This window comes from Pseudomonas sp. A (assembly GCF_056270345.1).
This window is the reverse complement of sequence record NZ_CM149873.1, coordinates 3,657,739-3,681,261: the sequence shown is the minus strand read 5'-3', so window position 1 is coordinate 3,681,261 and position 23,523 is coordinate 3,657,739. Positions and strand designations below refer to the sequence as shown.

20 protein-coding genes and 1 pseudogene are annotated in these 23,523 nt (G+C 57.9%); 11 read left to right on the top strand and 10 right to left on the bottom strand.

Annotation, left to right across the window (positions count from 1 at the left end):
• Positions 1–55: 55 nt before the first annotated feature.
• The 5 genes from AC0MAZ_RS16475 (at position 56) to AC0MAZ_RS16455 (ending at position 4,013) form a co-directional block, all read left to right on the top strand.
• Positions 56–1,060 carry a hypothetical protein gene (locus AC0MAZ_RS16475; RefSeq protein ID WP_475858580.1) on the top strand — a complete coding sequence of 335 codons (1,005 nt, stop codon included), beginning with the start codon at positions 56–58 and terminating at the stop codon, positions 1,058–1,060.
• 425 nt (positions 1,061–1,485) lie between these two features.
• On the top strand, positions 1,486–2,619 hold the full coding sequence (locus AC0MAZ_RS16470) for a pyridoxal-phosphate-dependent aminotransferase family protein (protein ID WP_475858578.1): 1,134 nt from the start codon (positions 1,486–1,488) through the stop codon (positions 2,617–2,619).
• A gap of 22 nt (positions 2,620–2,641) precedes the next feature.
• A complete protein-coding gene (locus tag AC0MAZ_RS16465; RefSeq protein WP_475858577.1) occupies positions 2,642–3,193 on the top strand; it encodes a YdeI/OmpD-associated family protein in 552 nt (183 codons plus the stop codon).
• A gap of 378 nt (positions 3,194–3,571) precedes the next feature.
• On the top strand, positions 3,572–3,808 hold the full coding sequence (locus AC0MAZ_RS16460) for a hypothetical protein (protein ID WP_110737103.1): 237 nt from the start codon (positions 3,572–3,574) through the stop codon (positions 3,806–3,808).
• Between the two features lie 76 nt (positions 3,809–3,884).
• A complete protein-coding gene (locus AC0MAZ_RS16455) occupies positions 3,885–4,013 on the top strand; it encodes a hypothetical protein (protein ID WP_475858575.1) in 129 nt (42 codons plus the stop codon).
• A gap of 118 nt (positions 4,014–4,131) precedes the next feature.
• Here the strand turns inward: AC0MAZ_RS16455 and AC0MAZ_RS16450 are convergent, their stop codons facing one another.
• The 7 genes and pseudogenes from AC0MAZ_RS16450 to AC0MAZ_RS16420 form a co-directional block, all read right to left on the bottom strand.
• Positions 4,132–6,180: a patatin-like phospholipase family protein gene (locus tag AC0MAZ_RS16450; RefSeq protein WP_475858574.1), complete on the bottom strand. Its 2,049-nt coding sequence runs from the start codon at positions 6,178–6,180 to the stop codon at positions 4,132–4,134.
• Between the two features lie 169 nt (positions 6,181–6,349).
• Positions 6,350–6,652: a hypothetical protein gene (locus tag AC0MAZ_RS16445; protein ID WP_475858572.1), complete on the bottom strand. Its 303-nt coding sequence runs from the start codon at positions 6,650–6,652 to the stop codon at positions 6,350–6,352.
• The gene (locus AC0MAZ_RS16440) at positions 6,649–7,314 is read right to left on the bottom strand and encodes a hypothetical protein (RefSeq protein WP_475858571.1); all 666 of its coding nucleotides are present in this window, start codon (positions 7,312–7,314) and stop codon (positions 6,649–6,651) included. The genes AC0MAZ_RS16445 and AC0MAZ_RS16440 overlap by 4 nt, the downstream gene beginning before the upstream one ends.
• A gap of 349 nt (positions 7,315–7,663) precedes the next feature.
• A pseudogene (locus AC0MAZ_RS16435) lies at positions 7,664–7,915 on the bottom strand (hypothetical protein); the annotation flags it as partial.
• 133 nt (positions 7,916–8,048) lie between these two features.
• Entirely contained in the window at positions 8,049–9,581 is a 1,533-nt protein-coding gene (gene tnpC / locus AC0MAZ_RS16430; RefSeq protein ID WP_475858570.1) for an IS66 family transposase, read from the bottom strand.
• A gap of 18 nt (positions 9,582–9,599) precedes the next feature.
• A complete protein-coding gene (gene tnpB / locus AC0MAZ_RS16425; protein WP_009687920.1) occupies positions 9,600–9,959 on the bottom strand; it encodes an IS66 family insertion sequence element accessory protein TnpB in 360 nt (119 codons plus the stop codon).
• Between the two features lie 224 nt (positions 9,960–10,183).
• A complete protein-coding gene (locus AC0MAZ_RS16420) occupies positions 10,184–10,921 on the bottom strand; it encodes a PA3715 family protein (protein ID WP_232856224.1) in 738 nt (245 codons plus the stop codon).
• A 757-nt stretch (positions 10,922–11,678) separates the two neighbouring features.
• On the opposite strand from AC0MAZ_RS16420, the gene AC0MAZ_RS16415 reads away from it, so the two are divergent.
• The 6 genes from AC0MAZ_RS16415 (at position 11,679) to AC0MAZ_RS16390 (ending at position 20,150) form a co-directional block, all read left to right on the top strand.
• Positions 11,679–13,376: a FliH/SctL family protein gene (locus AC0MAZ_RS16415; protein WP_232856223.1), complete on the top strand. Its 1,698-nt coding sequence runs from the start codon at positions 11,679–11,681 to the stop codon at positions 13,374–13,376.
• A gap of 63 nt (positions 13,377–13,439) precedes the next feature.
• Positions 13,440–14,444 (top strand): hypothetical protein, encoded by a 1,005-nt coding sequence (locus tag AC0MAZ_RS16410; RefSeq protein ID WP_232856222.1) that lies wholly within the window; start codon positions 13,440–13,442, stop codon positions 14,442–14,444.
• Between the two features lie 71 nt (positions 14,445–14,515).
• Positions 14,516–17,275, top strand: coding sequence for a phage tail tape measure family protein (locus tag AC0MAZ_RS16405; protein WP_232856221.1), 2,760 nt, complete (start codon positions 14,516–14,518; stop codon positions 17,273–17,275).
• A 17-nt stretch (positions 17,276–17,292) separates the two neighbouring features.
• Positions 17,293–17,562, top strand: a complete 270-nt coding sequence (locus tag AC0MAZ_RS16400) for a hypothetical protein (RefSeq protein ID WP_232856220.1) — start codon at positions 17,293–17,295, stop codon at positions 17,560–17,562.
• A gap of 14 nt (positions 17,563–17,576) precedes the next feature.
• Entirely contained in the window at positions 17,577–18,413 is an 837-nt protein-coding gene (locus tag AC0MAZ_RS16395) for a hypothetical protein (RefSeq protein ID WP_475858567.1), read from the top strand.
• Between the two features lie 129 nt (positions 18,414–18,542).
• Complete coding sequence (locus AC0MAZ_RS16390) at positions 18,543–20,150, top strand: methyl-accepting chemotaxis protein (RefSeq protein WP_475861450.1); 1,608 nt, start codon at positions 18,543–18,545, stop codon at positions 20,148–20,150.
• Between the two features lie 151 nt (positions 20,151–20,301).
• Here the strand turns inward: AC0MAZ_RS16390 and AC0MAZ_RS16385 are convergent, their stop codons facing one another.
• The 3 genes from AC0MAZ_RS16385 to AC0MAZ_RS16375 form a co-directional block, all read right to left on the bottom strand.
• The gene (locus AC0MAZ_RS16385) at positions 20,302–20,577 is read right to left on the bottom strand and encodes a type II toxin-antitoxin system RelE/ParE family toxin (RefSeq protein ID WP_050705773.1); all 276 of its coding nucleotides are present in this window, start codon (positions 20,575–20,577) and stop codon (positions 20,302–20,304) included.
• Entirely contained in the window at positions 20,577–20,849 is a 273-nt protein-coding gene (locus tag AC0MAZ_RS16380) for a CopG family ribbon-helix-helix protein (RefSeq protein WP_110737084.1), read from the bottom strand. The genes AC0MAZ_RS16385 and AC0MAZ_RS16380 overlap by 1 nt, the downstream gene beginning before the upstream one ends.
• A 198-nt stretch (positions 20,850–21,047) precedes the next feature.
• A complete protein-coding gene (locus tag AC0MAZ_RS16375) occupies positions 21,048–23,285 on the bottom strand; it encodes a TonB-dependent receptor (RefSeq protein WP_475858566.1) in 2,238 nt (745 codons plus the stop codon).
• Between the last annotated feature and the right edge of the window lie 238 nt (positions 23,286–23,523).

The following is a 23,523-nucleotide window of genomic DNA, read 5'->3' as shown; positions in this document are numbered from 1 at the left end:
AGGGTGCAATGGCATATGCTAATGTGCCATCACGCAATCGATATGGAGCATCGTGATGGGTTGGAAAGGGACTGTAAGATCACTGCAGGCATCGGCCAGACGAGCAGAGCGCAACGCTCATCGGCGGCAGCGTGAGCTTGAGAAGCGACAGAATGAGTTCGACAAGATGGAGGCTATGGAGCAAGCAGCGTATGAGGTAGAGGTCTATGAAAACCACATTGATCTCCTGCTCTCCATGCATAAAGAATGCGCTGAGCTGGTGCAATGGAAGAAGATCCTTTCGACGCCAGAGCCCCTAAAGCCCCTCAAGACCGGAGCGCTTGAGCTAGCCGCGCTGCATGCATCGGAAACCTATCGTCCCAACTTCTGGGCCCGGCTTTTCAAGCTGGAGCGTCGACAGCGCGAAGCGCTTTTGGCGAAAATCGCCATTGCCGCTGCCGAAGACGAAAAACTTTTCCAGACACAATTTGATGAATGGAAAACAATCCATACCGATTGGACTGAGGAGCGCGACATCGCCCTTCGAATTCTTGATGGCGATCACCAGGCGAAGCTCGATGCCATTGAAGCTTTTGAGTCCTTTGAGGAAATCTCACACCTGGGATCATCTATCCAGATGATCGTTCATGAAGGTGGTGTCTTTGAAGCAAAGCTGGCCATCCACGGCTCACACGTCATTCCCACGGAGATTAAATCGCTGCTCAAAAGCGGCAAGCTTTCAACCAAGGCGATGCCTGCGGGGCGGTTCAATGAGCTTCACCAAGATTATGTCAGTAGCTGTGCCTTGAGGGTTGGTCGCGAGCTACTGGCGATCCTCCCGGACGACTTGGTCATCGTGACTGCGGTGGATAACGTGCTCAACAGTTCGACAGGGCACATGGAAGATCAGCCCATCCTCAGCGTCGCGTTTTCCCGGTCAACAGTCGACGGCCTCAACCTTGAGACGATTGATCCTTCGGACGCGATGAAGAACTTTGTCCACAACATGAGCTTTAAGAAAGGGACCGGGTTCTCGGCGGTGTCTGCCTTGGACGCTCAACGGTTCGCTGTAGCGGTATAGATGGGCCTTAGCGGGAGCCAAGGCGATCTCCGTTTTGACCTCTTGCACGTGTGTCAAGCTCTTGTTCATCACGAGCGGTGAAGTCCGCAGATGGTGGGGACTGATCATCTGCCTGCGCTGCTGACGGCGGTGCATTACCTCAGTGGCATGGCCAAGGCGTTCGCCACAGGATGTGGATGATGAGTTGATGGTTGGCCGGAGGGCTGAGTAGGAATGCAGTGGCCGCTCTGGCTGGTGCCAGTCGGTTAAACCGTGAGGCCGCTTTGCGGCCCATCGCCGGTCCTGCCGGTTTTGCGTGTGGGTCGAGGGAATGGTTCTATGATGACAAAAACAGAAGTGGCAACTCAATCCAGCGCCATCTTGTCATTTGCAATAGCTTAGGGCAGGGTCGATGCCATGGACCTCTCTGCCAAAGGAACCGCACCATGTCGAAGATCTATCCCGGTATCGATCCCGAGGGGCTGGTCGAGTATTCGGTGGTCTACACGGACCGCTCGCTCAACCACATGTCCCAGTCGTTTCAAGGTGTGATGAAGAACATTTCAACCACCCTGAAACAGGTCTACAACGCCCAGGCGGTTGCGGTGGTTCCGGGCAGTGGCACATTCGGCATGGAAGCGGTGGCACGGCAGTTTGCCACCGGCCAGCAATGCCTGGTGATACGCAACGGCTGGTTCAGTTATCGCTGGAGCCAGATCCTTGAGATGGGCAATATCCCGGCGGCGACAGCGGTGCTGAAAGCCCGGCCGGTTGAAGCGGGGCGCCAGGCTGCCTACGCCCCGGCCCCTCTGGACGAAGTGTTGGCCGCCATCGAGTCGCAGAAACCGCAGATTGTCTTCGCCCCCCACGTTGAGACGTCATCAGGGATCATCCTCCCCGATGAGTACCTGCGGGCCGTGGGCGACGCCGTGCATGCGGTGGGTGGCCTGTTCGTGCTGGACTGCATCGCCTCAGGCGCGATCTGGGTTGATATGCACAAATGCGCGGTCGACCTGCTGATCAGCGCTCCGCAGAAAGGCTGGAGCGCCTCACCTTGCTGCGCCCTGGTGATGCTCAGCGCCTTGGCCCTGGAGCGGATCGAATCGACGCAAAGCACCAGCTTCGCCTGCGACTTGAAGAAGTGGCTCCAAATCATGCAGGCCTATGAGCAGGGCGGCCACGCCTATCATGCGACCATGCCCAGCGATGCCCTCGCGCGGTTCAACGAAGTGATGAAAGAGACCCAAGCCTACGGTTTCGACAAGGTCTGCGACGAACAACAGGCCCTGGGTGACCGGGTGCGCGCAATGATGACCCGCAAAGGGATCAAGAGCGTGGCTGCGGCAGGCTTTCAGGCCCCTGGCGTGGTGGTGAGTTACACCGATGATGCCGATATCAAGAATGGTAAGAAGTTCGCCAGCCACGGTCTGCAGATTGCCGCCGGCGTGCCGTTGCAATGTGACGAGCCGGCTGACTTCCAGACCTTCCGCATCGGGCTGTTCGGGCTCGAAAAGCTGCACAATATCGAGCGTACGGTCAGCACACTTGAGCAGGCGCTGGACGAGGTGATGGTCAACTGAACGTTCGGTTGGAGAACTTGCAATGACAACAGACGATGCGAGGTCTCGATTCGAAGCCAAGCTTCTTCGTCCGGCAAAGCCCGGGGAGGATAGGTCGTGGGCGTTCGCGGTACTTCCAAGGGACGCGAGTGAACGGCTTCCGAGGCGGGGAAGGACGAGCGTTGAAGGTACGATCAATGGGCATCCTTTCCGGGCAACCCTTGAGCCCGATGGTCAGTTGAGTCATTGGCTGAAGGTCAGTAGCGATTTGCTTGACGCGGCAGGTGTGGCTGTTGGCGATATCGTTACCCTCGAACTGATCCCGGTGAAGAAGGAGCCCGAGCCTGATATCCCAGTGGATTTCGAGGAAGCCCTGGCAAGCACACCTGAGGCTCAAAAGGTTTGGAACAGTACGACGACCCTTGCGCGGGTGGACTGGATCCACTGGATTACTTCAGCGAAGCAGCTCAAGACGCGTGAAAAGCGAATTGGGGATGCCTGCGATATGCTTGCGAGCGGCAAGAAGGCGGTTTGCTGCTTCGACTCGTCCGGCTATTACAGCAAAGCATTTCGGGCGCCCGAGGCGGAAAATTGACCCGTGGTGCAGCTCGGGAACATCCAGGGGCGCAACCAGCCTTATGTTGACGACAAGAGAACACTTTCTATGTGCTCCGAATCGGATTTTCCCTCTTCTCTGTAGTCCATTTCCGAAACATACTCCCACCGCCTTTCAGCCGTTGCAGCGGCCCCATCAGCCATCTAGTCTCGCCAAGTCGCCGCAAATTCGACGACACGGTTTTGACAGACCGTCCCCTGATATACGGATCATGCACAACGCTCTATGGCGGCTGTGCGTGGGGCACTTCGGTGCGCCGAGTTCCGATATCCTCGGTCTGTCAACCCACGTACCGCTGCCACCCATTTGTTTGACAGCAGAGATGTGGTAGCTCCAGTCAGATATCGGAGCTTTATCATGTTAAAGATCGTCCCCGATCCACCTCTACACGACAAATACACCACCCACACCCTCGAAGACCTCCTGGTCCAGATCTCCGAATACCTCGTCTGCGCCCTGACCGTCAGCCAGCAGACCGTCCTGCTCCACGCCAAACCCCCAGGCCAGGTCCTGACCCTCGCCGCCATGCACGAAATCGACAGTGCCCGCACCTTGGTGGAGGTGGCGCTGAGTCGCGTGCAATCCCAGCATTGATCCAGCGAGCCTGGGCTCGCACTTGAAGTTCACCGATCAGGCCCCGCGCCGTTCGCGGGGCCGCAGGAGGAATGGTATGGATAAGGAATTGCAAATCCCGCGCATCAGGAAACTCGCCACCACCGGCGTTGGGCATTTCGGCGAAGCTGCAGAGGAGGGCGGTCAAGACCCGCTGTTGCCGCTCTGGCTGGTGTCAGTCTGTTAGACCCCGGAGCCGCTTTGCGGCCCATCGCCGTGGTATTAAGCTCCGCGCCAGTCCTAGAGGGCTGGCGTGGTTCGCATTTATCGAGATAAGGATGCGGGATTGGATCTCAGAGGTCGAATCAGTTAAAACCTGGTTGGTTAGTGGAAAATTTCTCTATTTGATTCCACGGTATGAAAGGCTTTCCTACAGGGCCTTGATCTGAGAGGGAGACTCTGCGTCCGATGTCATAACCAAGACCGCGATGGCCGTTTACCTGTGTCCTAGGGTAATTGATGTCCTTAGTAGCTACCTGAGGAAAGCGGTCACATTCGCCGACCCAGTCACGCTTACAGGCAGATAACCCTTGCATGTAAAGCCAAACTGCCTCACAGGAAAAATCACTGTCACCGTCACAGCCAGTTAGCCTGGTACTCCACTGAGGGTTTGGAGGCATTGCGGCATAGTTTGTTGATAGCTTCACGTACAGAACGCGGATTCGATTCTCTGGAGTGCACCCTTCAATCGGGCAAATGTCAAAGCGGAAAAATGGGTTGGCATTGACAAAGTCAAACCCAATATCTTTTCTAGAGAAAGTTTCACAGGCATTTGAGTCTAGAAATTTATCAGGAATGGTTGCAGTGCCTACCACCTTGTAAAATTTCAGTCGTTCCTCCTTGCCCAAATGGCAGCGTAAGCGCTGTAAAGCATCGAAGACAGCCATTCGTTTATCGCCGACGCTAGTCGCTTCGTGTTCTGCGTCAATTGCGATGATATTTTTTACACGTCTCTTAACCAATGCGTACATGCCAAGATTTTCAGAATGCCCTCCATCACTTAGATAAACAGAGTCTCGTGTTTCATCGTATTTTTGATTGGCCGCCAAATAGAACGGGAATGGTAGAGCTTTATGCCAGGCTCTTGTAGTTGGTTCGACGCGCGGATTTGGAATGTACCGACCTAAAGATAAATTTAATGCGTCAGCTGCGGCATCTAGCCCAACGTAGGCCAATGGAAAGTCGGACAGTTTCAATGCGTCAACAGCAGCTCCCGACATCATTACTGCTTCAGCAAGTTCAGGAGCGCCAGCAGGGTAGCAGGGCACTCCATAACTCTCCCTGGTTTTTCTGTCTTGATAGTCACAGTATCCAAAAGCAGTATTTCCGTAGGCTAAGGGTGTGAACTCATATACTACACTCGCCAGGTCAGAGTTAAACCCAGCAAAATCTGAAGTTCGCAACCATTCAAGTTTTCCTCCGTAGGCTGCTGTTGTATTAACTACAAAGAAAGGAATTTCTCCGCGCTTTGCCGCACCGGCAAGCTCATGATAACTTGGCTGTGCATCCTTCGAAGCTGAATGCCAGTCGGTCGGGTATGTTCCAAACGTTCGCTCTATCCCGTGTCTGTATGCTGACTCCCATGGGTTGAGATTGGCCTGCCATCTGAAGACGCCGTTCGCTATGAGACTCAGTGGAACGGAGGGTATCCATAATGCAGTTCGAGCGGTCATCTCGCTTACATAGCTGGTATTGTCAATGAATTGACCGTAATAGGAGTCCTGTGATTTTGTTATTAAATAGCTGTTGTTCTCTATGTAGGTTTGAAATCGTCTACTGGTCTGATCAGCGTTTTTGGGTCTTGGCATTGGCTCAATGCCAGGACTGTCTCTGATCGCTTCATATACATAATAGCTTTTGAACAACTCGTCAGCTGAGGTATTTTGACTTGGGTAGTTTGCGAGGCCGTACAGTTGCTGGACAAGCCAAAGGTTGGCATAACTACCGCCGGACACCGAGGACACAATATCTATTTGGTTAAGTATGCCTTGCTTTTGCAGTCCGGCGAGGACTCCGATAGAAAAGGTAGCAGACCGCATTCCCCCACCGGATAAAGAAACTCCAAGTTCCGGTCGATACCCTGTGATTTCTTTACCTGTGCAGGTGCCGGTTTTGCCATTAGCGTTTTGGCTAAGTTTATCGCGATAAGACCTTAGATGACAGTTCTCAGCAGCTCTTAGGGCTGCGCTTCTTTCCTCATAGCGTGCCGGGTCTGGTATTTCTCCGTCGGTTCGACCGAGATCAGGCTTGTCGTCTATTGATGTGCAGCCAGACAGTAATGCAATGAAGATGGTTGCTAACTTAGGCCTGCCTAAAGTAAGTTTTTTATAGTAGGGCTCAGAGATCTGAAACATATTATGCTCCTGATGCGGACGTTGACCTCGATGCGCTGATCGTCCTTGCTCAACCCCCACGGCAGCTGCGTCTTTCGTGTAGGCAACCGCAGACTGATACAGTTGTGCAGGATCAGCTATTCCGCGCGCCGGAAATCTGCCCAGGTGAAGCGAGAGCTTATTCGTTGAGTCAATGCATTTTTTCAAGGTTGGTGTTGATTTCGCCTTTTTGGTTGTCAATAGCTAGAACTGAATCTTCAGGCACGAATACCCTGACAGTTTTCTTGTGCCCGAGAGATGCCCCTCCATCGTCAGGGGTTAAACTGAGGCTTGCGCCATAATAACTTTTCTCTATATAAACCATCTCGTCAGTGGTCTTTATTTTTTGGTGCACAAGGCCAAAGGAGTGCTCTACGCCATCGTTATCTCTATAAGTAAGAGAGCAGCCGCTCAGTAAAAGTGTAGCGGCGACGGCTATGATTATTCGGCTCATTCTGGCGTGCAGGCATCGGTTATTTTGTTTTTGGTTAAGGAAGCCACGTTATTCTTGGCCATATACACGGCTGCTATCCCGGTTGCGAAGACCTGTTTGAACCGTATTCCGTTTGTTCTCGTACCATCATCTTCATTGGTCGAGTGTGCAAGGGAATTGACTTTTGTATCTGCATACACAGATCGCAAATGACCGTTTTCCGTAAGCGGTATGACGGTTGCTGATTCACGCTTATACCCTATCGATGCACCTGCAAACGGGTTTGAAGAGCCAAAATTTATATCAAGAAATGACATGGAGAAATAAGATCCGAAAACCAGGTTTCCTTTCTTTGGGTCCTTACTGCTTTCGCTTACCAGTGCCATTTTTACCGATGACGAGGCGGCCGCAGCACAGTCTGCCGCTTGACCCGTGGCGAACTCCTCATTGACTACTATATCTGTAATCGATATGTCGACATCAGACCGTCCCAGCACGGAGTACTCGCCTCCGCCTTGCTTGGGTGGGATATAAGCGAATTGGGCGGCCTTGTACCCAAGCCCTACCGTAGTGGAAGACGCGTCAAGCGCAAAGCGTGTGGAAGTTCCAAAGTAGACGCGATTGGAACAGCCGACGCTGGCGACAAGCGGGAGCAGGATGAAAATAATTTTCCAAGGTGTCATTTAAACTGGCTCTTCCATGTGTTTAAAGGTTCTGCTGCTTGTTTTCGGCGCTGCGCAATCAATACGCTTCCCCAAAGAAGAGGAGGGCGAGTCTTGAGTTGCGTCTGTTCTGAGGGGACGACGTTGTAGTAGTTGATTCTAGATCACCCGTGAAGGCTGTCAATTTGCCACCTGCCCTTTGAAATGCAGCATCTGCCGATGCTCGTTCACGCGGGCACAGTCTAAGTTGGAGCCCTGGATATGGCTCATGATGGTTGGATGCCTGGTGGCCTATGGGTGTGCCTTAGGCTGAGTATGAAAAGCCTTGAGACTCGGTGATGCAGCGTTTACACAGCCTCGGAATGCTCATTAGAATCGCCTCAAAGTGGCAGGCCAAGATCGCCTCATCGATATCTAGGTTTCGACTTTCGGCATAGCTGTAGAAAGCCTGAATCGCGCGTAGATGAGCCGCAGCAGTGCTATAAGCGCGATGTCTGAGCTTGAGTTGGACGAAAATGAACGGAATGAGTTTGGGCAACGGTGCGGCGTTACCAGCCTGCACGAGCAGCGGTACACGCTGACCTGAAGAGAAACGACACTGATCAGCTTCATCGGCAGCCACCTGATTCAATGACTCGCCATGAACTCAAAGGACATGACCCGTTGAGAGAGTGGACGTCAGAAGCGGGTTTGTCGAATCAGTGTCTTACGTAACCGATCCATGAACCCCACCTACCGCAAGGTGGGAACCAAGGTTACCGTGGCACCTCTGGCGAACAGTTCCATGGCAGCAGCGCTTCGTAGTCTGCTACTGACGACGCATGGGGCAGTCGCTCAAATACGTGGCGCAGCCATGTATAGGGCTCTTGGCCGTTGGCTTTGGCGGTTTCGACCAAGCTGTAGATCCGAGCGCTGGCCGTGGCTCCCTTGGGCGTGTCACTGAACAGCCAAGCCTTGCGCCCGATCACAAACGGCTTTATGGCCCGCTCTGCCAGGTTGTTGTCGATCGGCAGGTGGCCCGCCTCGACGTAGCGCTCCAGGCGGTTCCAGTTGTTTGCCAGGTAATGCACCGCCTTGCCCAGTACGCTTTGCAGTGTCACTTGCGAGTGTGTCTTGTCGAGCCAACTTTTCAACTGCTCGAGGATCGGCAGGCTTCGTTCCTGACGACCAATGAATCGCTGTTCATCGCTGGCATCCTTGAGGTCGCGTTCGATGCCATACAATTTGTTGATCATCGCCAGCGCGACATCGGCGCGACCGGTCTTGCCCTTGGGCTGCACTTTCTGCGCCTCGACGAATTTACGGCGGGCGTGCGCCATACACGCCAGTCGTTCAACGCCTGGCTGTAACCCCAAAGCGTTATAACCGGCGTAATCATCGGTCATCACGTAGCCGCGATAGCCCTCCAGCAGGCGCAGCGGCACATCCTGCGCGCGGCTGGTGGTGTAATCGAACAGCACAACTTGTCGATCAGGCGGGCCACTGGCCTGCACCCACATCCAGGATTGAGTGGTCGGATCACGATCCGGCTCTTTGAGCACCTGCACTCGTGTTTCGTCGCAATGAATCACCGGGCTTTCCAGCAGGCGGTCACGCATCAGGTTCAGCAGTGGCTGGAAGTGTTCGCTGCACTGGATGACCCAGCGGGCCAGGGTTTGCCGAGGGATCTCGATGCCATGTCGGTTCAGCACCGTCTCGAAGCGGTGCAGTGGCAGACCATCAACGTACTTGGTGGTCAGCAACATGGCCAGCACGCTGGGACTGGCCATGCTCTTTTCGATCAACTGGGCCGGCTTGTCAGCAGTGACCGGCGCGGCTTCGCAACCATGGCAGCCATAGACTTTGCGCACGTGTTTGAGCACACGGATCTGCATCGGCACGATGTCGAGTTGTTCGCTGGTTTGCTCGCCAATCACATGCTTGCGGCAACCACAGGCGCAAGTCAGTTCGTGCTCAGGCAAGTCATGAATGACTTCAATACGTGGCAGGTCGGCCGACAGTGGTTTGCGTTTGCCGCGTTTTTTGGTTGGCGCAACAACTTCTTCGTCGGCATCATCAGCGGCAGGTACCCACTGGCTTTCGGGTTCGTTGAACAACGCCAGTTGGGGTGTGTTGGACTCGACGGTTTGCTCGGACTTGCGATTGAACAGTCGATCGCGCAGCAGCTTGACCTGTTCTTTAAGATCGACGATCTGGCCTTTATCGACCGTGCGCTCGGCCAACAACTGCGTAAGCAGTAGTTTGAGCGCGTCAGGGTCGTCAGGAAGGTCATCGGGTACTGAAATCATGTCCCGGATTATACCGGGTCAGGCGACGAAACGGGGTGTCAAAACCTGATGCGGACGGTTGCGCCAGAGATCGAAACCGTCGAGGAGCCAATTCAGTTCCTGGACGGTCAGAACGATGGCTTCGTCGGTGGCGTCGGGTGAGGTTTTGAAACGCTCGGCTTCGAGGCGCTTGAGCCAAAGGCAGAAGCCGTTGCGCTCCCAATACAACACCTTGATGCGGTTGCGGGCTTTATTGAGGAAGACGAAAAGTACGGGGTCGAATACCGCGACTTTGATATCCAGCTCGACCAGCGCGGTGAGGCCGTCGATGGACTTTCGAAAGTCCACGGGTTTGGGATAGAGGTAGACTTTTTCAACTTTGCTGTCGGGGCGCATCATGACTTGCGGGCTCCAGAAAGAAATCGGGAGCGCAGCATCGGGCGTCAGCTATTCAGTTGGAATGTGGGTTTCATGGAGCGGATACTGTCTTACGAGGCTCATGAGCATTTCTGCCATAATACCTGATTTAACATAATATACATTATGCGTATATTTGCATTGAGCACCACGCCCAGTGGGAGGCCAGATCTCAGCCTCCATCAAAGCCCTGATGCCAATCCAGCTCACTGGAACGTCAGTTCTTCCGGTACCCTATACCGACCACCGTCATAATCCAGATCGAACGTCTTCGTCGACGTACTGCTCTCGATTTCCTGACAGTCATCCTCGCCTTTGAGCACGCTCCGACTCCCAGTCGATATCTCGGTCACCCGCAGCCTGTTGAAGCCATCCTTGCCAGGTTTGCCAATCGCTAGCGTGCGTTTTGTCTCGCCGAACTCACCGGCGCAGGAACCATCCCATTCACCGTTGCCCTTGCTTACAACCAGGCCTCCCATGACCCGGCGCAACTGCGAGCCGTCGTTCACGTAGAGACTCAGTGTCTCGCTGCTGAACGGATTGACCCGCGACGAGCCTGTATGACGAATGCGCACGCCAAATGCCCGCTGCCCAGGCGCAACCTGATAACGCGCCGTGTCCAGCGTCAGGCCTGAAAACTGCACCGCGTCGGAGACGATCGCTGCCTCCTGGTAACTGCGAGCAATGATCTTGCCGCTGACAGCTTCGGCCACCAGGACATCCAGGCCATAATCGCCTTGCCCGTACTCATCGACGTTCATCATCACGGGCAAGGCTGCCAGGACCTGGCTGGCGTCTGCAGGATTGACCTTGCAGACCGCAAACTCGCTGGCGAGCTTCAAGGTTGGATGCAGGTGGTGGGCCCAGGTTTGCAGGTGCTGCGTGCAGTCGCCCCAGGCGATCATGGGGGCAAACAACAGCGGTAAGACGGTGAATCCACGCATGAAGGTGTCTCATTCCTTTGAAGGTTTTGCCAGGGTATGCGAGCTGGGCGAAAACTTCACATGATTGATGGGTAAAGGTGCCCTGCCCGTTTTTTTTGATGATCATTAATTATAACTCAACTAAATATTCATTTAGTTGAGTTATATATGAAGACGCCAGACAACGTCATGCTCATCCCCTCACCTATCGGCTCTTGCAGATTCCGTCGAGGTCATGACCAGCAATGTGTCAAGACACGGGGAACGAGAACTTCCAGGCAAAGGACATTCTCCGTTCGTCGCTTGTCATGGAAAGCCAGGGCAGGTCCGGCTAACGTCTGATTGCTGGCTTATTGCCACCCGTCATGTAGAACCTCGGTAAAAATATCTGTGAAACACCGTGAACACATTGAAGTGTTCATTTCAGTTTGGTTGCTCTTCACCCAGGGAAGGAAAAATGACCAAGCTCTCGAGTCGATCACGTCACGCAACGGGCTTGGCAATGTCTGCCGCCAGCGTGCCACCCTCACCCATCGCAGCCGCTTGCCTCCACGTTTCATCCGACATTATCGGCTCGCAACTGATCAACGCGCCGCCGTTCGGCGAAGTGCGCTTCTAAGTCCATTACTCGTTCATCACAACGCAAGCAACGATGCTGACTGACCGTCGGCAGGTGACGTGTTGCCCCGGAGACATCGCGCTGTATTCGTACCCGCTCGTCCCTGGCTGCAAATTACCCAGACAGGGTTTCACTTCCCATGGAATCAAGGAAGCCATCATGAACATCCAAGTCGCAACAACCGCCAATAGCAGCCAGTCCAGTGATTTCTCCGGCATCCCGGTACAGATCACCAACCAGCTCAAGGTTCCCATCGACATCTACGATGTGTTCAACCCCGCCGCCAGCGGCCTGAGCGCGCCTTATGTCTACACCAAGCTCGGCACCATCGCCGCGGGCGCGACCGGGACCGTGACGACCATTCGACAGGTCGCGCAACTGGAGGCGATGTACACCGGTCCGATCGATGAACTGCAAAGCTGGTACTACTACCAGTTCCCGCTCAAATTCATGTCCGGCACTCAGTTCACTTTCGGCAATCCCCCGCCACTGAGCTACACCGTGGGCGAGAGCGACCGGCAGTCGATGATCCAGTCGTTTCTGTTCCACAAGTACGCAATGGCCAACCCTGATTCAGCACTGACCAAGAACCTCAACATCGCGTTGAAAAGTGGCGATGCTAACGCGATTAATACCTTTTTCGCCGGCACCCTGAACTTCAAGAACTGCACCTTGAGTTCATGGAACGCCGTCATGACCTGGCTTTCCATGTTCACCTCAGGCTGGCAAGGCCCCTACTACCTGTACGAAGCCGCGCCAAACCCATTGCCGCAGGGCTATGTACCGGCGCTTGTGGGAACGCTCAACATCGCCTCAAGTACCAGCAGCAACGCGGCAACGCTGACCCTGTGCACCCAGGACAGTAGCGGCAACCTGCAGCCACTTAGCCCGAAACAGACCTCCAGTGCGGTAATGGCCGGTGACGGTACGCTGACCGACCAGAACCCCGGCCAGGATGTGAGCCTGTCGCTGACGCCAGTGTGGATGAATGTGATCCAGACCACCATGGTCGACAACACCCCAACCACGAGCTACATCGCTGGCCCTACGCTTACCGGTACTGTAGCCGGCAGAAAGGTGGTTTCGACGCAGACCCTGATCCCTCTGCCAAGCAAGAGCGCAGGACAAAAACCGGCGGCAGGCTCCTCCAGCCAGACCTTCGGCACCATCTGCCAGGTGGTGGGCCTGATCGTGGGTCTGGTCATGCTGTACGAGATCGCCGAGAAACGCCTGAAAGGCCAGCAGAGCCAGGAAGAGCAAGCCAAATCCGATGCCAAGAGCGAGTCGGACTACCAGGATAAGGTGCAAGAAATCGAGAAGACCACGGCCAGCGACAATGCCGAGACCTTCAATGATAGCGCCGAGATCATCAGCCAGGACAGCGCGGGAGTGGCTGATGGCTATGCACAAACTTCGCAGGTCCAGCAGAAGGATGTGCTCACCCAGACCATCGAGAACGAAACTCAGACGTTCAACGAAGAGATTAATCAACAGCTGGAAGACGGCATGACGCCGACGCAGGACTTCGAAAACGCCTACTCGAGTGCGCAGCAGTCATTCGAGACGGCACAGCAGCAGATCGAACAGGGCAACCTCACGGATGCCAGCGCAACCATGGCAAAAGCGTCCACCTCGATGCAGGCCACCATCGAGCAGAGCGCTCAGCAAATGCAGAAGTCGGAGGTCGATGCGCTGCAGCAATCATCCGATGCCATTGAAGAAGCCACCCGCCAGGCCGACGCTCTCAACGAGGCCCAGGACCAGTACGAAGAAAACATGAACAACGAGGAAAACGACTCGGGTTTCAACGAAGAAGACACCACGCCGGAAACCGAAGAAATCCCCGACGCTCTCTGACCCGTATACCGCAACCGCCTGAGCGGTTGCGGCCTGTTCCCCCAAACGCAAAAGGATACGCGTATGATCATTTCCTGGTTCACCCAGCCCACTGACGCCAATGCCTCCTACTACCAGTACGACAGCGTCACTCAGCAGTTCTCCCGCATTCGCCTGGAACTTGGTCGCACCAGCATGAGCGGCAACAACGGCACTTTCGCCACCTACAAATCGCAACGCACGTTCGGTTTCTCCGACCAGCGCTACTCCACCCAGAACCCCGCTGATCACTGGAGCGTCAACGAGGACGGTAAGCTCTGCTACGACAAGACCGTACTGCGTGGCGTCCCTCCCCAAGTCGGCGATAAGGTTTACGACAGCAGCAATACCAATGAATTCGTCCATCGGGGCAACCCGGTCACCGACACGCCGGAACTGCCGGAAGGTATTTTGCCCAAACACTTGGCGCTGCTTGCCAACGAGGCGATGGTACAAAAAGCCCAAATCGATCTGACGCTCGGCACAGCCACGCAGGAAGCGCTGATCGAGGCCATCCAGAACAAGGTCTGCGGCATTCTCAAGGTCGATAATTTCGAGCAGGTCACCGATGACCTGATCCTGGGGAAACTGACTTCACAGATCGCTCAGATCGGTCAATCCGCAGGCAAGCAACAAGCGCAGACCTTGAACGAGGCTTTGGCCAAGAGTGCGCAGGTCAACGAGTGGATCGCCTCGCAGATGAATGACGGCCTGCTGACTCCCACAACGGAGTTCGAGAACGCCTTCGAGCAACTGCAACAAGCGGTCATCGATGCGCAGAGCGCCACCGGCCAGGCCAATCTGCAACAGGCACTGACTGAGATCAGTACAGCCCAGCAGCGGGTGGAGACGCTGATCGGCACCCTCGACGCCGAACAACATGCCGCTGCCGTGCAAGAGTTGAAAAACGCCTCGCAAGCGTTGGCCGAAGCCCAGACAAGTGCCAGCGAATGGCAAGAGATCAATGCCGAGTACGAACCGCTTGCCGAAGCCGAAAGTATCGAAGCGTACGAGCAGGAAATCGGTATAGAGGTCGAAGCCGCCGTTTGAGCACTGCTTCGATCAGGCCCGCCGCCTGAACGGCGGTGGGCACACCAGCCCCTGTTTCGCGGAGATCGTCCATGGCCAGTTACCCGCAGATCACCATCGACAACAAGCTCGCCGGACCGGTCTCGGTCTACGATGCGTTTGTCGACAACACCAATGACACGAGCCTCGCCAACTATTTTGGCACCCTGACCAGCCTAGGCAGTGTGGGCGCGGCAAACGTTACTGCCTTTACGCCGATCCACGGTCCCATTTCCACCTACATCCTCTATGACAGCCAGAACACGCCGGTCAAGCGTGTGTTCACCCTGGGCACGGCCCCGCAGACCTTCGAGGTGAACCAGGCGGACCTCGATGTCATCGCCACCACGCAGAACTTCGTAAAACTGATGCAGGACAGCCCAACCCACCCGCTCGTGCAGCAATTCAACGTGTTGATCAAAGGTGGCAAGAGCAGCGCCCAGGACGTCGATGCCTTCTTCAGGAACAGCGCCGACTATAGCACCTGCTCCTACATCTCCTACATGCTGGTGATGGTTGCCCTGGCGCGCACCCCGGCCACACGCAACCTGCCTCCCGACCAACAGCGCTACAGCTTGTCGACGCTGCTTCAATACATGGGCATCGATTGGCCTTCTGGCCTGCCGGATATCATCCTCTCGAAGTTCTTTTGCTCGCAGGCCAACCAGCGCATTCAGCTCGGTGGCCAGCTCACGCTCAGTGACATTACGTTTGACAGCGGCGTGCTAGACCATGTGTTGGCCATCCTGCCTTCGCCAACCCTCCGTTTCACCGTGGTTGTCGACCTGGAGCCCGGTCTTGCCGTGGGCAGCACGCAACTGCAGTGCCTGTTCGATAACCTGTCCATTCCGATTGGGGGCAGCAGCACGATCGAACTGGACAAACCCACGGTAATGCTGTCGCTCCTCCCCCTGTTCAAGTTCGTGGTATTCGAGATCAAGGCCATTATGCCGTTCTCGCTGTTCAACAGCCCGACCTTCAACGCAATCGCCGCGATGACTATCGACAACGTCGAGGCGGAAATCGGCGTGACTCTAGATGGCAACGACCATACCCTACTCACACCGCCAGGTATAAAGGGGCTGCATTTCGATCAGTTCGGCGTCGGCATGGGGCTGTTCTTCGAGCCGCCTGGCTTTGCGCTGGGTGTCCAGGGCAAGTTCCATATCGGTGAAGGCAACCAGGTGGTGCAGCTTGATGACGACACCTTCGCGGTGGTGTGCGCATTGCAGGGTGAGGTGCCCAATCCGTTGTATCTTGCCTTCTACGTGCCACAGTTGAGCCTCATGCAGGTCATCACCCTGTTCACCGACCAGGCCTGCAACATCGATGTACCGGTCCAGTTCAGCGACCTGTCATTGCATTGGGCGGAAAACCCGATGGAGCCTGTCACCCTGCCGGATGGCAGCCTCGCGCCGATGGGGTACGGGTTCAGCGCCGCGATGGATCTGTTTGGGCTCGGCTTCTACGCCGACCTGTCGATAGACCTGAATAACGGCGTGCAAGGCAAGGCCGAACTTGCACCCTTCTCCTTTGGCCCGGTGTTTTCCCTCAGCGGCGATGGCAGCGGCGTTAGCATCAAGGTCGATGCCAGCGGTAACCCGATTGCCAACAATACCATTCCAAGGTCAGCAGCAGCCAAACAGGCTATCGACCAGGCGACCAGTAAGCAATTGGTAGCGCCCGGTGGCGCACAGTTGCAGATCAGCACGTCGAACTCGCCCTACTTCAAGCTCGATGCCCGCCTCGCGTTTCTCGGTTTCCATGACAGTATCGACGCCACCATCGACAAGAACGGCATCCGTTTCTCACTCGACTACGGCGCCATCATTTCCGGCACGATGGCCTGCGTGTTAAAGGACTTCCACAACTTCAGCGGCCAGTTCGCCTACGGCCCCAACTTCGACATTCCACTGCCGACGATTGCCGGCCTGAGCCTGGGCCATATCAACCTGACCGCGCAGATCGACACTACACTGGGGCTGTCCACCTCCACCAGCAACCTGGTGTTCAGCGCTGCGGGTGGTTTCGACTTCGAGGGGCTCACCTGCACCATCGGCCCATTCGACCTTGACATCGACATCAGCGGGCTCAGTGACGTACTCGCGGCAATCGAGCACTGGGTACTGAACAATGTACAGCAGCTGTTCGCCGGCCTGCTTGGCGATGCCGGCAGATGGGCGCAGGCGGTCTACAGCAATGCGATCCTGCCTGCCGTTCAAGGCGCCGAGTACGTAGTCAATGTGCTGAAGAATGCTTTCGGCAAGACGCTTGATGAAATCGGTTACTTGCTAAGAGGGTCGACGTACGCGCTGGATGAAGTTGCGAATGCTCTGAGGAGCACCTTCGGTGCCGCAGCCAGCGATGTCGCGGGCGCACTGACTACAGCGTACCAGGCGACCGACCAGGAGGTGGCCAAGGCCCTGCAGGCGGCCGGCTATGCTGCCGATCAGATCGCCAGTGCGCTCAAATCGGTCTTCGACCTCACGGGTAACGCGGCTGCAACCGTGCTCAATGGCCTGGGTTATGGCGCCGACCAGGTCGCCAGCGCGCTGTCCACGGCCTATGGCGCTTCTTCCCAGGCCGTGGCCTCCGCGCTGCGCGGGGTCGGCTACGGGGCCGAGGCGACCGCCCGTGCCTTGAGCGACGTCTTCAACCTTGCGCCCGATGCGGTCAATACCGTTCTGCAGGGCGCGGGCTATGCGGCGAGCGAAGTGGAGAGTGCCTTCAACACAATAGGAGGAGCGTTCGCCAGCTTTGCGCAAAGCACGTGGGATACCGTGACACATTACGCCGACCCATCGAACTGGTAGGGGAACAGGTTATGTTGATGAGCAATAGCGATGCCTTGAATTCGTTTGTCCGGAAACTCCAGGACCCGGCGTTCTTCGCCAAGGTCGGCCCCAGTTTCGCCTTGCTCGCCCCCGGCGACTGGCACGGGCTGCTGCGCTGGAGCGAAGCACTGGGCTACAGTTTCACGTTGGCGGAACTCCATGCATTGTGCTTGGACAACCCACAAATCCTAGAGCCGTTGGCAGGCTCGGAGCACTTGCGCAACTGGAGCCAGGTCAGCCTCACGCAGCTCGCCAAAGGTCTGTAATGGCGTCGCCGCACATGCCTCGACTACAGTTGCTGGGGCAGCACCTCGCTGCCCTGCCAGGTCTGCGCCTGGAATGTTCGTGGCGGCTGCTGGACGGTCGCCTGCAAACCCGCCCCAAGCCCATGTTCTGGCTCGGGGCGGCCCACCGTCACAGCCGCGTCGACTTCGACCGGCTGCACGGTCTACTGTCAGCCCTGGAGTGCCCGTCGGCTTGGCTCGAACTGCACCGACAGTACTCGGTCACTTCACGCTATCAAGGTGTCGCGGTCGACCTTGACGCTCGGCACAATCGCGGCACGCTATTCATGCACTACCGCGATGAAACCGGCGAGCGTCGCCTTGGCCTTGCCTGGGATGGCGACAACTTGCAGCGCAGCGAATACTGCAGTGCGCGCCTGAGCCAGTCGGGCGAGCATCACCGTTTGCTACATCAGGTGCATGCCGTTCATCGCGACCTTCTAGCAGCGCTGCTGCGCGATACGCGGTTGCTCGACCAGGGCGGCTATTGGGTACAGCACCGTCAGGGGCAAGCTATCGAAATCTACTTGACCTACCCTTGGCATCCATCGTCAGGTCAACTCTGGCAGCCGTTTGACGCCCGATTGCTGGCACGACTACCTGACGGTTGGCAACGCCACCAGGAAGTACTCATTCGCCATATCGGCTTCAGTTGCCAGTCCGTTGCCGAGCCGACGCTGACCTTCTATACACCGCTACCACGCCCTGACGTCTGGCCAAGCAGCCAAGCGATGCTGGAGCGTGGACTCTACACGCCAACGCAGGCGGACGCCGCTGGGGCCAACGGTCACTGCCCATTGACGGCTATCAAGGAAGACAGCTCCGGTCGATAGCCGCGCGACCGTAGCGCCAGAAGTTCGATCCGCTACACCGTTGCCTCGCATCATAGAAAAATCTGCAGCGACGGCGAAAAACACCCAGCAATCTATGCTCACCAGACCTACCTCATGGAGCCGTTCGAAATGGACATTCGCCAGAAAACCATCGGGTTCGGTCTGGTCAGCATCCTCGCCGCGCTGTTGCTCGGCGGCAGCGGCCTGCTCGCCGAGCATGACCAGAACCAGGCACTCAAGCGCAGCGAGGACAGCATGGCCGCCCTGCGCAATCACATGGAAGGCGACATGATGCACGACGCACTGCGTGCCGACGTGCTCGCCGCCCTGCTGGTCAAGCCGGACGACGTTGATACCGCCAACCAGGTGCTGGCCGACCTCGACGAGCACGCCAAGTGGTTCCGCAGTGTCGTGCAGAGCAATCTCGAGCTGCCCCTGGACACCGATCTGCACCAGGCGATCAGCGACCTGGGCCCGTTGCTGGAGCAGTACATCGCCAGCGCCACCTCGATCATCCAGCTGGCGTTGAAGTCGCCCGAGCAGGCACAGGCGCAGTTGCCGGCCTTCGTCGCGGCGTTCAAGGAGCTGGCGCAGCGCAACAGCACCCTCAGCGACCTGATCGCCGGCAACGCCGACAAGAGCCGCGAGCAGAGCACCGCCACCCTGCACCAGGGCATCGCCGTGCTGGTCGGCGGGATGATCCTGGCCACCCTGGTCCTGGCGCTGTGCACCGTCCTGCTGCTGCGCTCGATCCTGCGCCCCCTGAGCCAGACCATGGCGGTGGCCGAGCGCATCGCCCAGGGCGACCTGACTACTCAGATCCAGGTCCATGACCGCGACGAGACCGGGCACCTGCTGCGCTCGCTGGCCGACATGCGCGACAGCCTGGGCAACATGATCAAGGCGATCCACGAAGAAAACCTGCTGCTGCGCGAGGTAGCCGATGAACTGGGCCAGGCCTCCAGCAGCCTGGTGGAACGCACCAGCCAGCAGTCCGACAGCGCCGTGAGCATGGCCTCGGCTACCGAGCAGATGATCGCCAACCTGGCGCAGATCGCCGAACATGCCCGGGATGCGCAGTCCATTTCCGGTCAGTCCGAGCGCCTGGCCAGCGACGGTGGCGAAGTCATCCTCAGCGTAGTCGGCGGCATGCAGGGGATCGACGAGGCGGTCAATCGCTCCTCCGAAACCATCACTGTGCTGGGGCAAAGCTCCGAGGAAATCTACTCGATCATCCAGGTGATCAATACCATCGCTGAGCAGACCAACCTGCTGGCCCTCAACGCGGCCATCGAGGCGGCTCGCGCCGGCGACGCCGGACGCGGCTTCGCCGTGGTGGCCGACGAGGTGCGCGGCCTGGCCGGGCGCACGGCGCAGTCGACCCGGGAAATCGCCGACATGATCGAGCGCATCCGCCACAGCACTGGCAATGCCGTGGACAGCATGCAGACTGGCGTCACCCGGGTACGCGCCGGGGTGGAGCTGGCCACCCAGGCCGGGGCGTCGATCCAGCAGATTCGTGAAGGGGCGCGCCGCGCCGCCTCGGTGGTCGAGGAGATCTCGCAGACCATCGGCGAGCAGACCAAGGCCAGCCAGGAGGTGGCGCAGCAGGTCGAGCTGATTGCCCGCATGTCGCGGGACAGTACCGACACCACGCGGCAGCTGGCCTCGGCGGCGCAGCGGTTGGGGGAGATTGCCCAGGGTATGCAGACGAGTGTGTCGCGGTTTCGGGTGTGAGGGGGCTGCCTGCCCTCTTGGTTCAACACATAACTTGTTGATTTAGCAAGGACCTGTGGGAGCGGCTTTAGCCGCGAACACCGGCGAAGCCGGTGCCATCCACCGCGTTGCTTGCTTCGCGGGTAAACCCGCTCCCACAGGGTGCGTAGGGCTATCGATCCTCGCGGGTGTGCCAGAGCCGCAGCAGGAAGAGCGTGGAGTCCGCTATCTCGTAACGCATCTCGTAGTGGCCGATCTGGATCCGGCGCACATCCCGTGGTTCGAACTCTTCCAGACGCTCACCGATACGCGGATTGGCCAAAAGCATGGAGGCAGCGCCGGTAAGTTGCTGAACGGTTCTCACGGCAGCCGGCTTATTGACCGCCGCAAGAAACTCATACAGTCGGGCAATATCGGAGAGCGCCTTGCTGGTCCACTTCAAGTCCATCAGCGGGGCACGGGTAATGGTGTGTCCGTGCCGAGGCTATCGGCCCAGGCCTGAACGGCCTGATGGTCGATCACACGGTTGGCATCAACATCGGCCAATGCCTCGCGAGTCAGCCGGCTGCGCTCTTCTTCCTGGTCTATCCAGGCAATCAGGGCCTGCTTGACGATCCAGTTCTTCGAGCGCTCCAGGCGCTCGGCCAGCAAATCGACTTTTTCAGCGAGTTGCACCGGCACGTGAGCCGTGACAGAGCGGGTTTTGACGGTGGTCGCCATGATGGGCGCTCCTCACTTGCTTGGCTGAAAGCGAGCCTGCTGGTGATGAGCACCTTTATTGGCGATCTGAGCAGTCTTTCAGCGATTTGATTGAAAATCAATCATAGTGAATAGTTATCCTGCGTCAAGGGTTTGGATAGCCCGGCACCGGTGATCGCGGGACTAGCCCGCTCCCACCCAGCGCGGCCTGCGGATTGGCTAGAAATCCACCGAGGTAGAGAACAACAACGACCGCGGCGTCCCCAGCCCACCGGACAAACCACTGCCATCACCGCCATTCCACGAACCAATCCAGTAGGCCTTGTTGGCCACGTTCTGCACGGTAGCGCGCAAGGTCACCGGCTTGTCCGAGATCTTCAGGCTGTAGCGGGCGCCCAGGTCGAAGATCGTGTAGGACGGCAGCGACAGGTTGTTGGCATCGGTGGCGTAGCGCCGGCCGGCATAGTTGGCGTTGCCGGTCAGGGTCAGGCCGGGAAGCGCGCGCAAGTCGTACTCGACGCCGAGCTTGGCCAGCACCTTGGGCACGCCGGTGGCCTGGTTGCCTTCGTTTTCCTTGCGTATCGATTTCGTCAGCTCGGCCTTGGTGTAGGACGCACCGCCCAGCAGGCGCAGGCCCGGCTCGAGCTCGCCGAAGAACGACCATTCCAGGCCACGGTTGCGCTGCTCGCCGTACACGCCGTAGATCTGCGTGGCCGGGTCGGTATAGGCGCTTGGCTTCTTCACCTGGTAGACACTGACCGTGTGGGCGAAGGTGCCCAGGTCGAGCTTGGCGCCCAGCTCGTACTGCTTGGTCTGGTACGGCGCCATGATCGCGCCCGCGTTTCGCGCGTTGTCCGGCGCGATGCCGCCCTGGCTCAGGCCTTCGATGTAGTTGCCGTACAGCGACAGCTCGTCGGAGACCTTGACCAGCAGGGCCGTGGCCGGCGATACACGGCTTTCATCGTAGGCCTTGGAGGTGCGCTGGTGGTTGCCGTCGTAGTTCGACGCTCGCACGTTCTGGTGACGTGCGCCCACGGTCCACTGCACCTTGTCATCGAGGAACGACATCGTGTCGAGCAAGGCTTCGCTGCTCAGCCGGGCGCGCATGCGCGAGGTGACATTGCCGTACTCGCCGATCTCCGGGCGCGGGCCGTAGTCCAGGTTGTAGTAGTTGGTGAGGATGCGCGTCGGCAGGCGCTTGTCCTTGAAGCTGTTCTCGGAGTCGTAGCGGGTGGCCGCCAGCGACCAGGCGTGGTCCACGGGGCCGGTGGCGAAACGCCCGCGCAGGCCGACTTCGCCGGACTTCTGCTCGCCATCACGGGCCGAGCGGATCGGCGTGGCGGAGATGTCGCCGGCATCATTGAGCAGCATGCCGCTGGTCATCAGCGCGTTGTAGCCCCCTTCCCTATGGCCCCAGCCGGCAAAGGCGGTGAGCGAGTCGTTGAGGTCGTACTCGCCGCGCAGCACCACGGTGTCGGTGTCGTTGACGGTGTAGCCCCACTCCGGAGCCAGCGAGTGATCGCCCTTCTTGGCCTTGGGCAGGTGGGTCACCCCGGGGCTGATCGAAGAGATACCGAAATAGTTGACCCCGTCCATGCGCTCGCGCTGGTGGTAGTAGTCCAGCGACGCCCTCGCCCGCTCGCCGCGCCAGTCCAGGGCCAGCGACGACAACTGCATGCGGTGCTGCTGGTCGTCCACCGGGGTGTCGCCGTCGCGGTAGACGCCGTTGAAGCGCACGCCGAACTGCTTCTGGTCGCCGAAGCGGCGGCCGATATCGGCATGCATGCCGGCCAGACCGTCGGACTCGTAGGAGGCGGTCAGCCGGGCCAGGGGCTCGTCGCCGGCTCGCTTGGGCACGATATTGATGCTGCCGCCGACGCTGCCGTCGGGCGGCATGCCGTTGAGCAGCGCCGACGGGCCCTTGAGCACTTCGATGCGCTCGGCCAGCTCGGTGGAGCCGCGCATGTTCGGCGCCATGCTCGGCAGGCCGTTGAAGGTAATGTCGTTGCCGGTGCTGTAGAGGCCACGAATAAAGAAGGTTTCGAAGATGCCGCGCTTGCTCGGCACGTAGACCGACGGATCGGTGGCGCCGATCACCGAGCCGATGTCCTGGGCCTGGCGGTTCTCGATGTATTCCTTGGTGTAGCTGATGGCGTTGAACGGCGTTTCGCTGAAGTCCTTGTTGCCCATCAGGCCGAGCCGGCTGCCTGAGCCGACCTGGCCACCGGCATATTCCGGCGGCGGAGCGCCGAGGGCGTCGCGGGTGTCCTGTACCAGTGTTTCCGGCAGGGTCAGGCCCTCTTCCTTCACATCGGGGGTCTGTTGCTGCGCCGAGGAGGTGGGGCGTGGCGGTTGCGCGAAGGCATTGCCGGCAAGGGTGGCCATGCCCAGCAGCAGGGTTATGTGCAAGGCCCTGCGGGGCAGGTTTGGGGCCTTGGGGTATTGCAGTGGCGACATGAGGGGTTCCTTTGGGACGGAATGGTAATGTTTCTCATTAGTCATTCCGTACGAGGCGGTGAATCCCTCAACAGAAATTACAGTCATTTGGCCACTATCCGTGTAGGAGCGGCCTTGTGCCGCGAAAGGGCTGCGCAGCGGCCCCAGGATTTCAGCGTTGACGCAAAGATCGCCGGGGCCGCTTTGCGGCCCTTTCGCGGCACAAGGCCGCTCCTACAGGGAGTGTGTCAAATGGCAG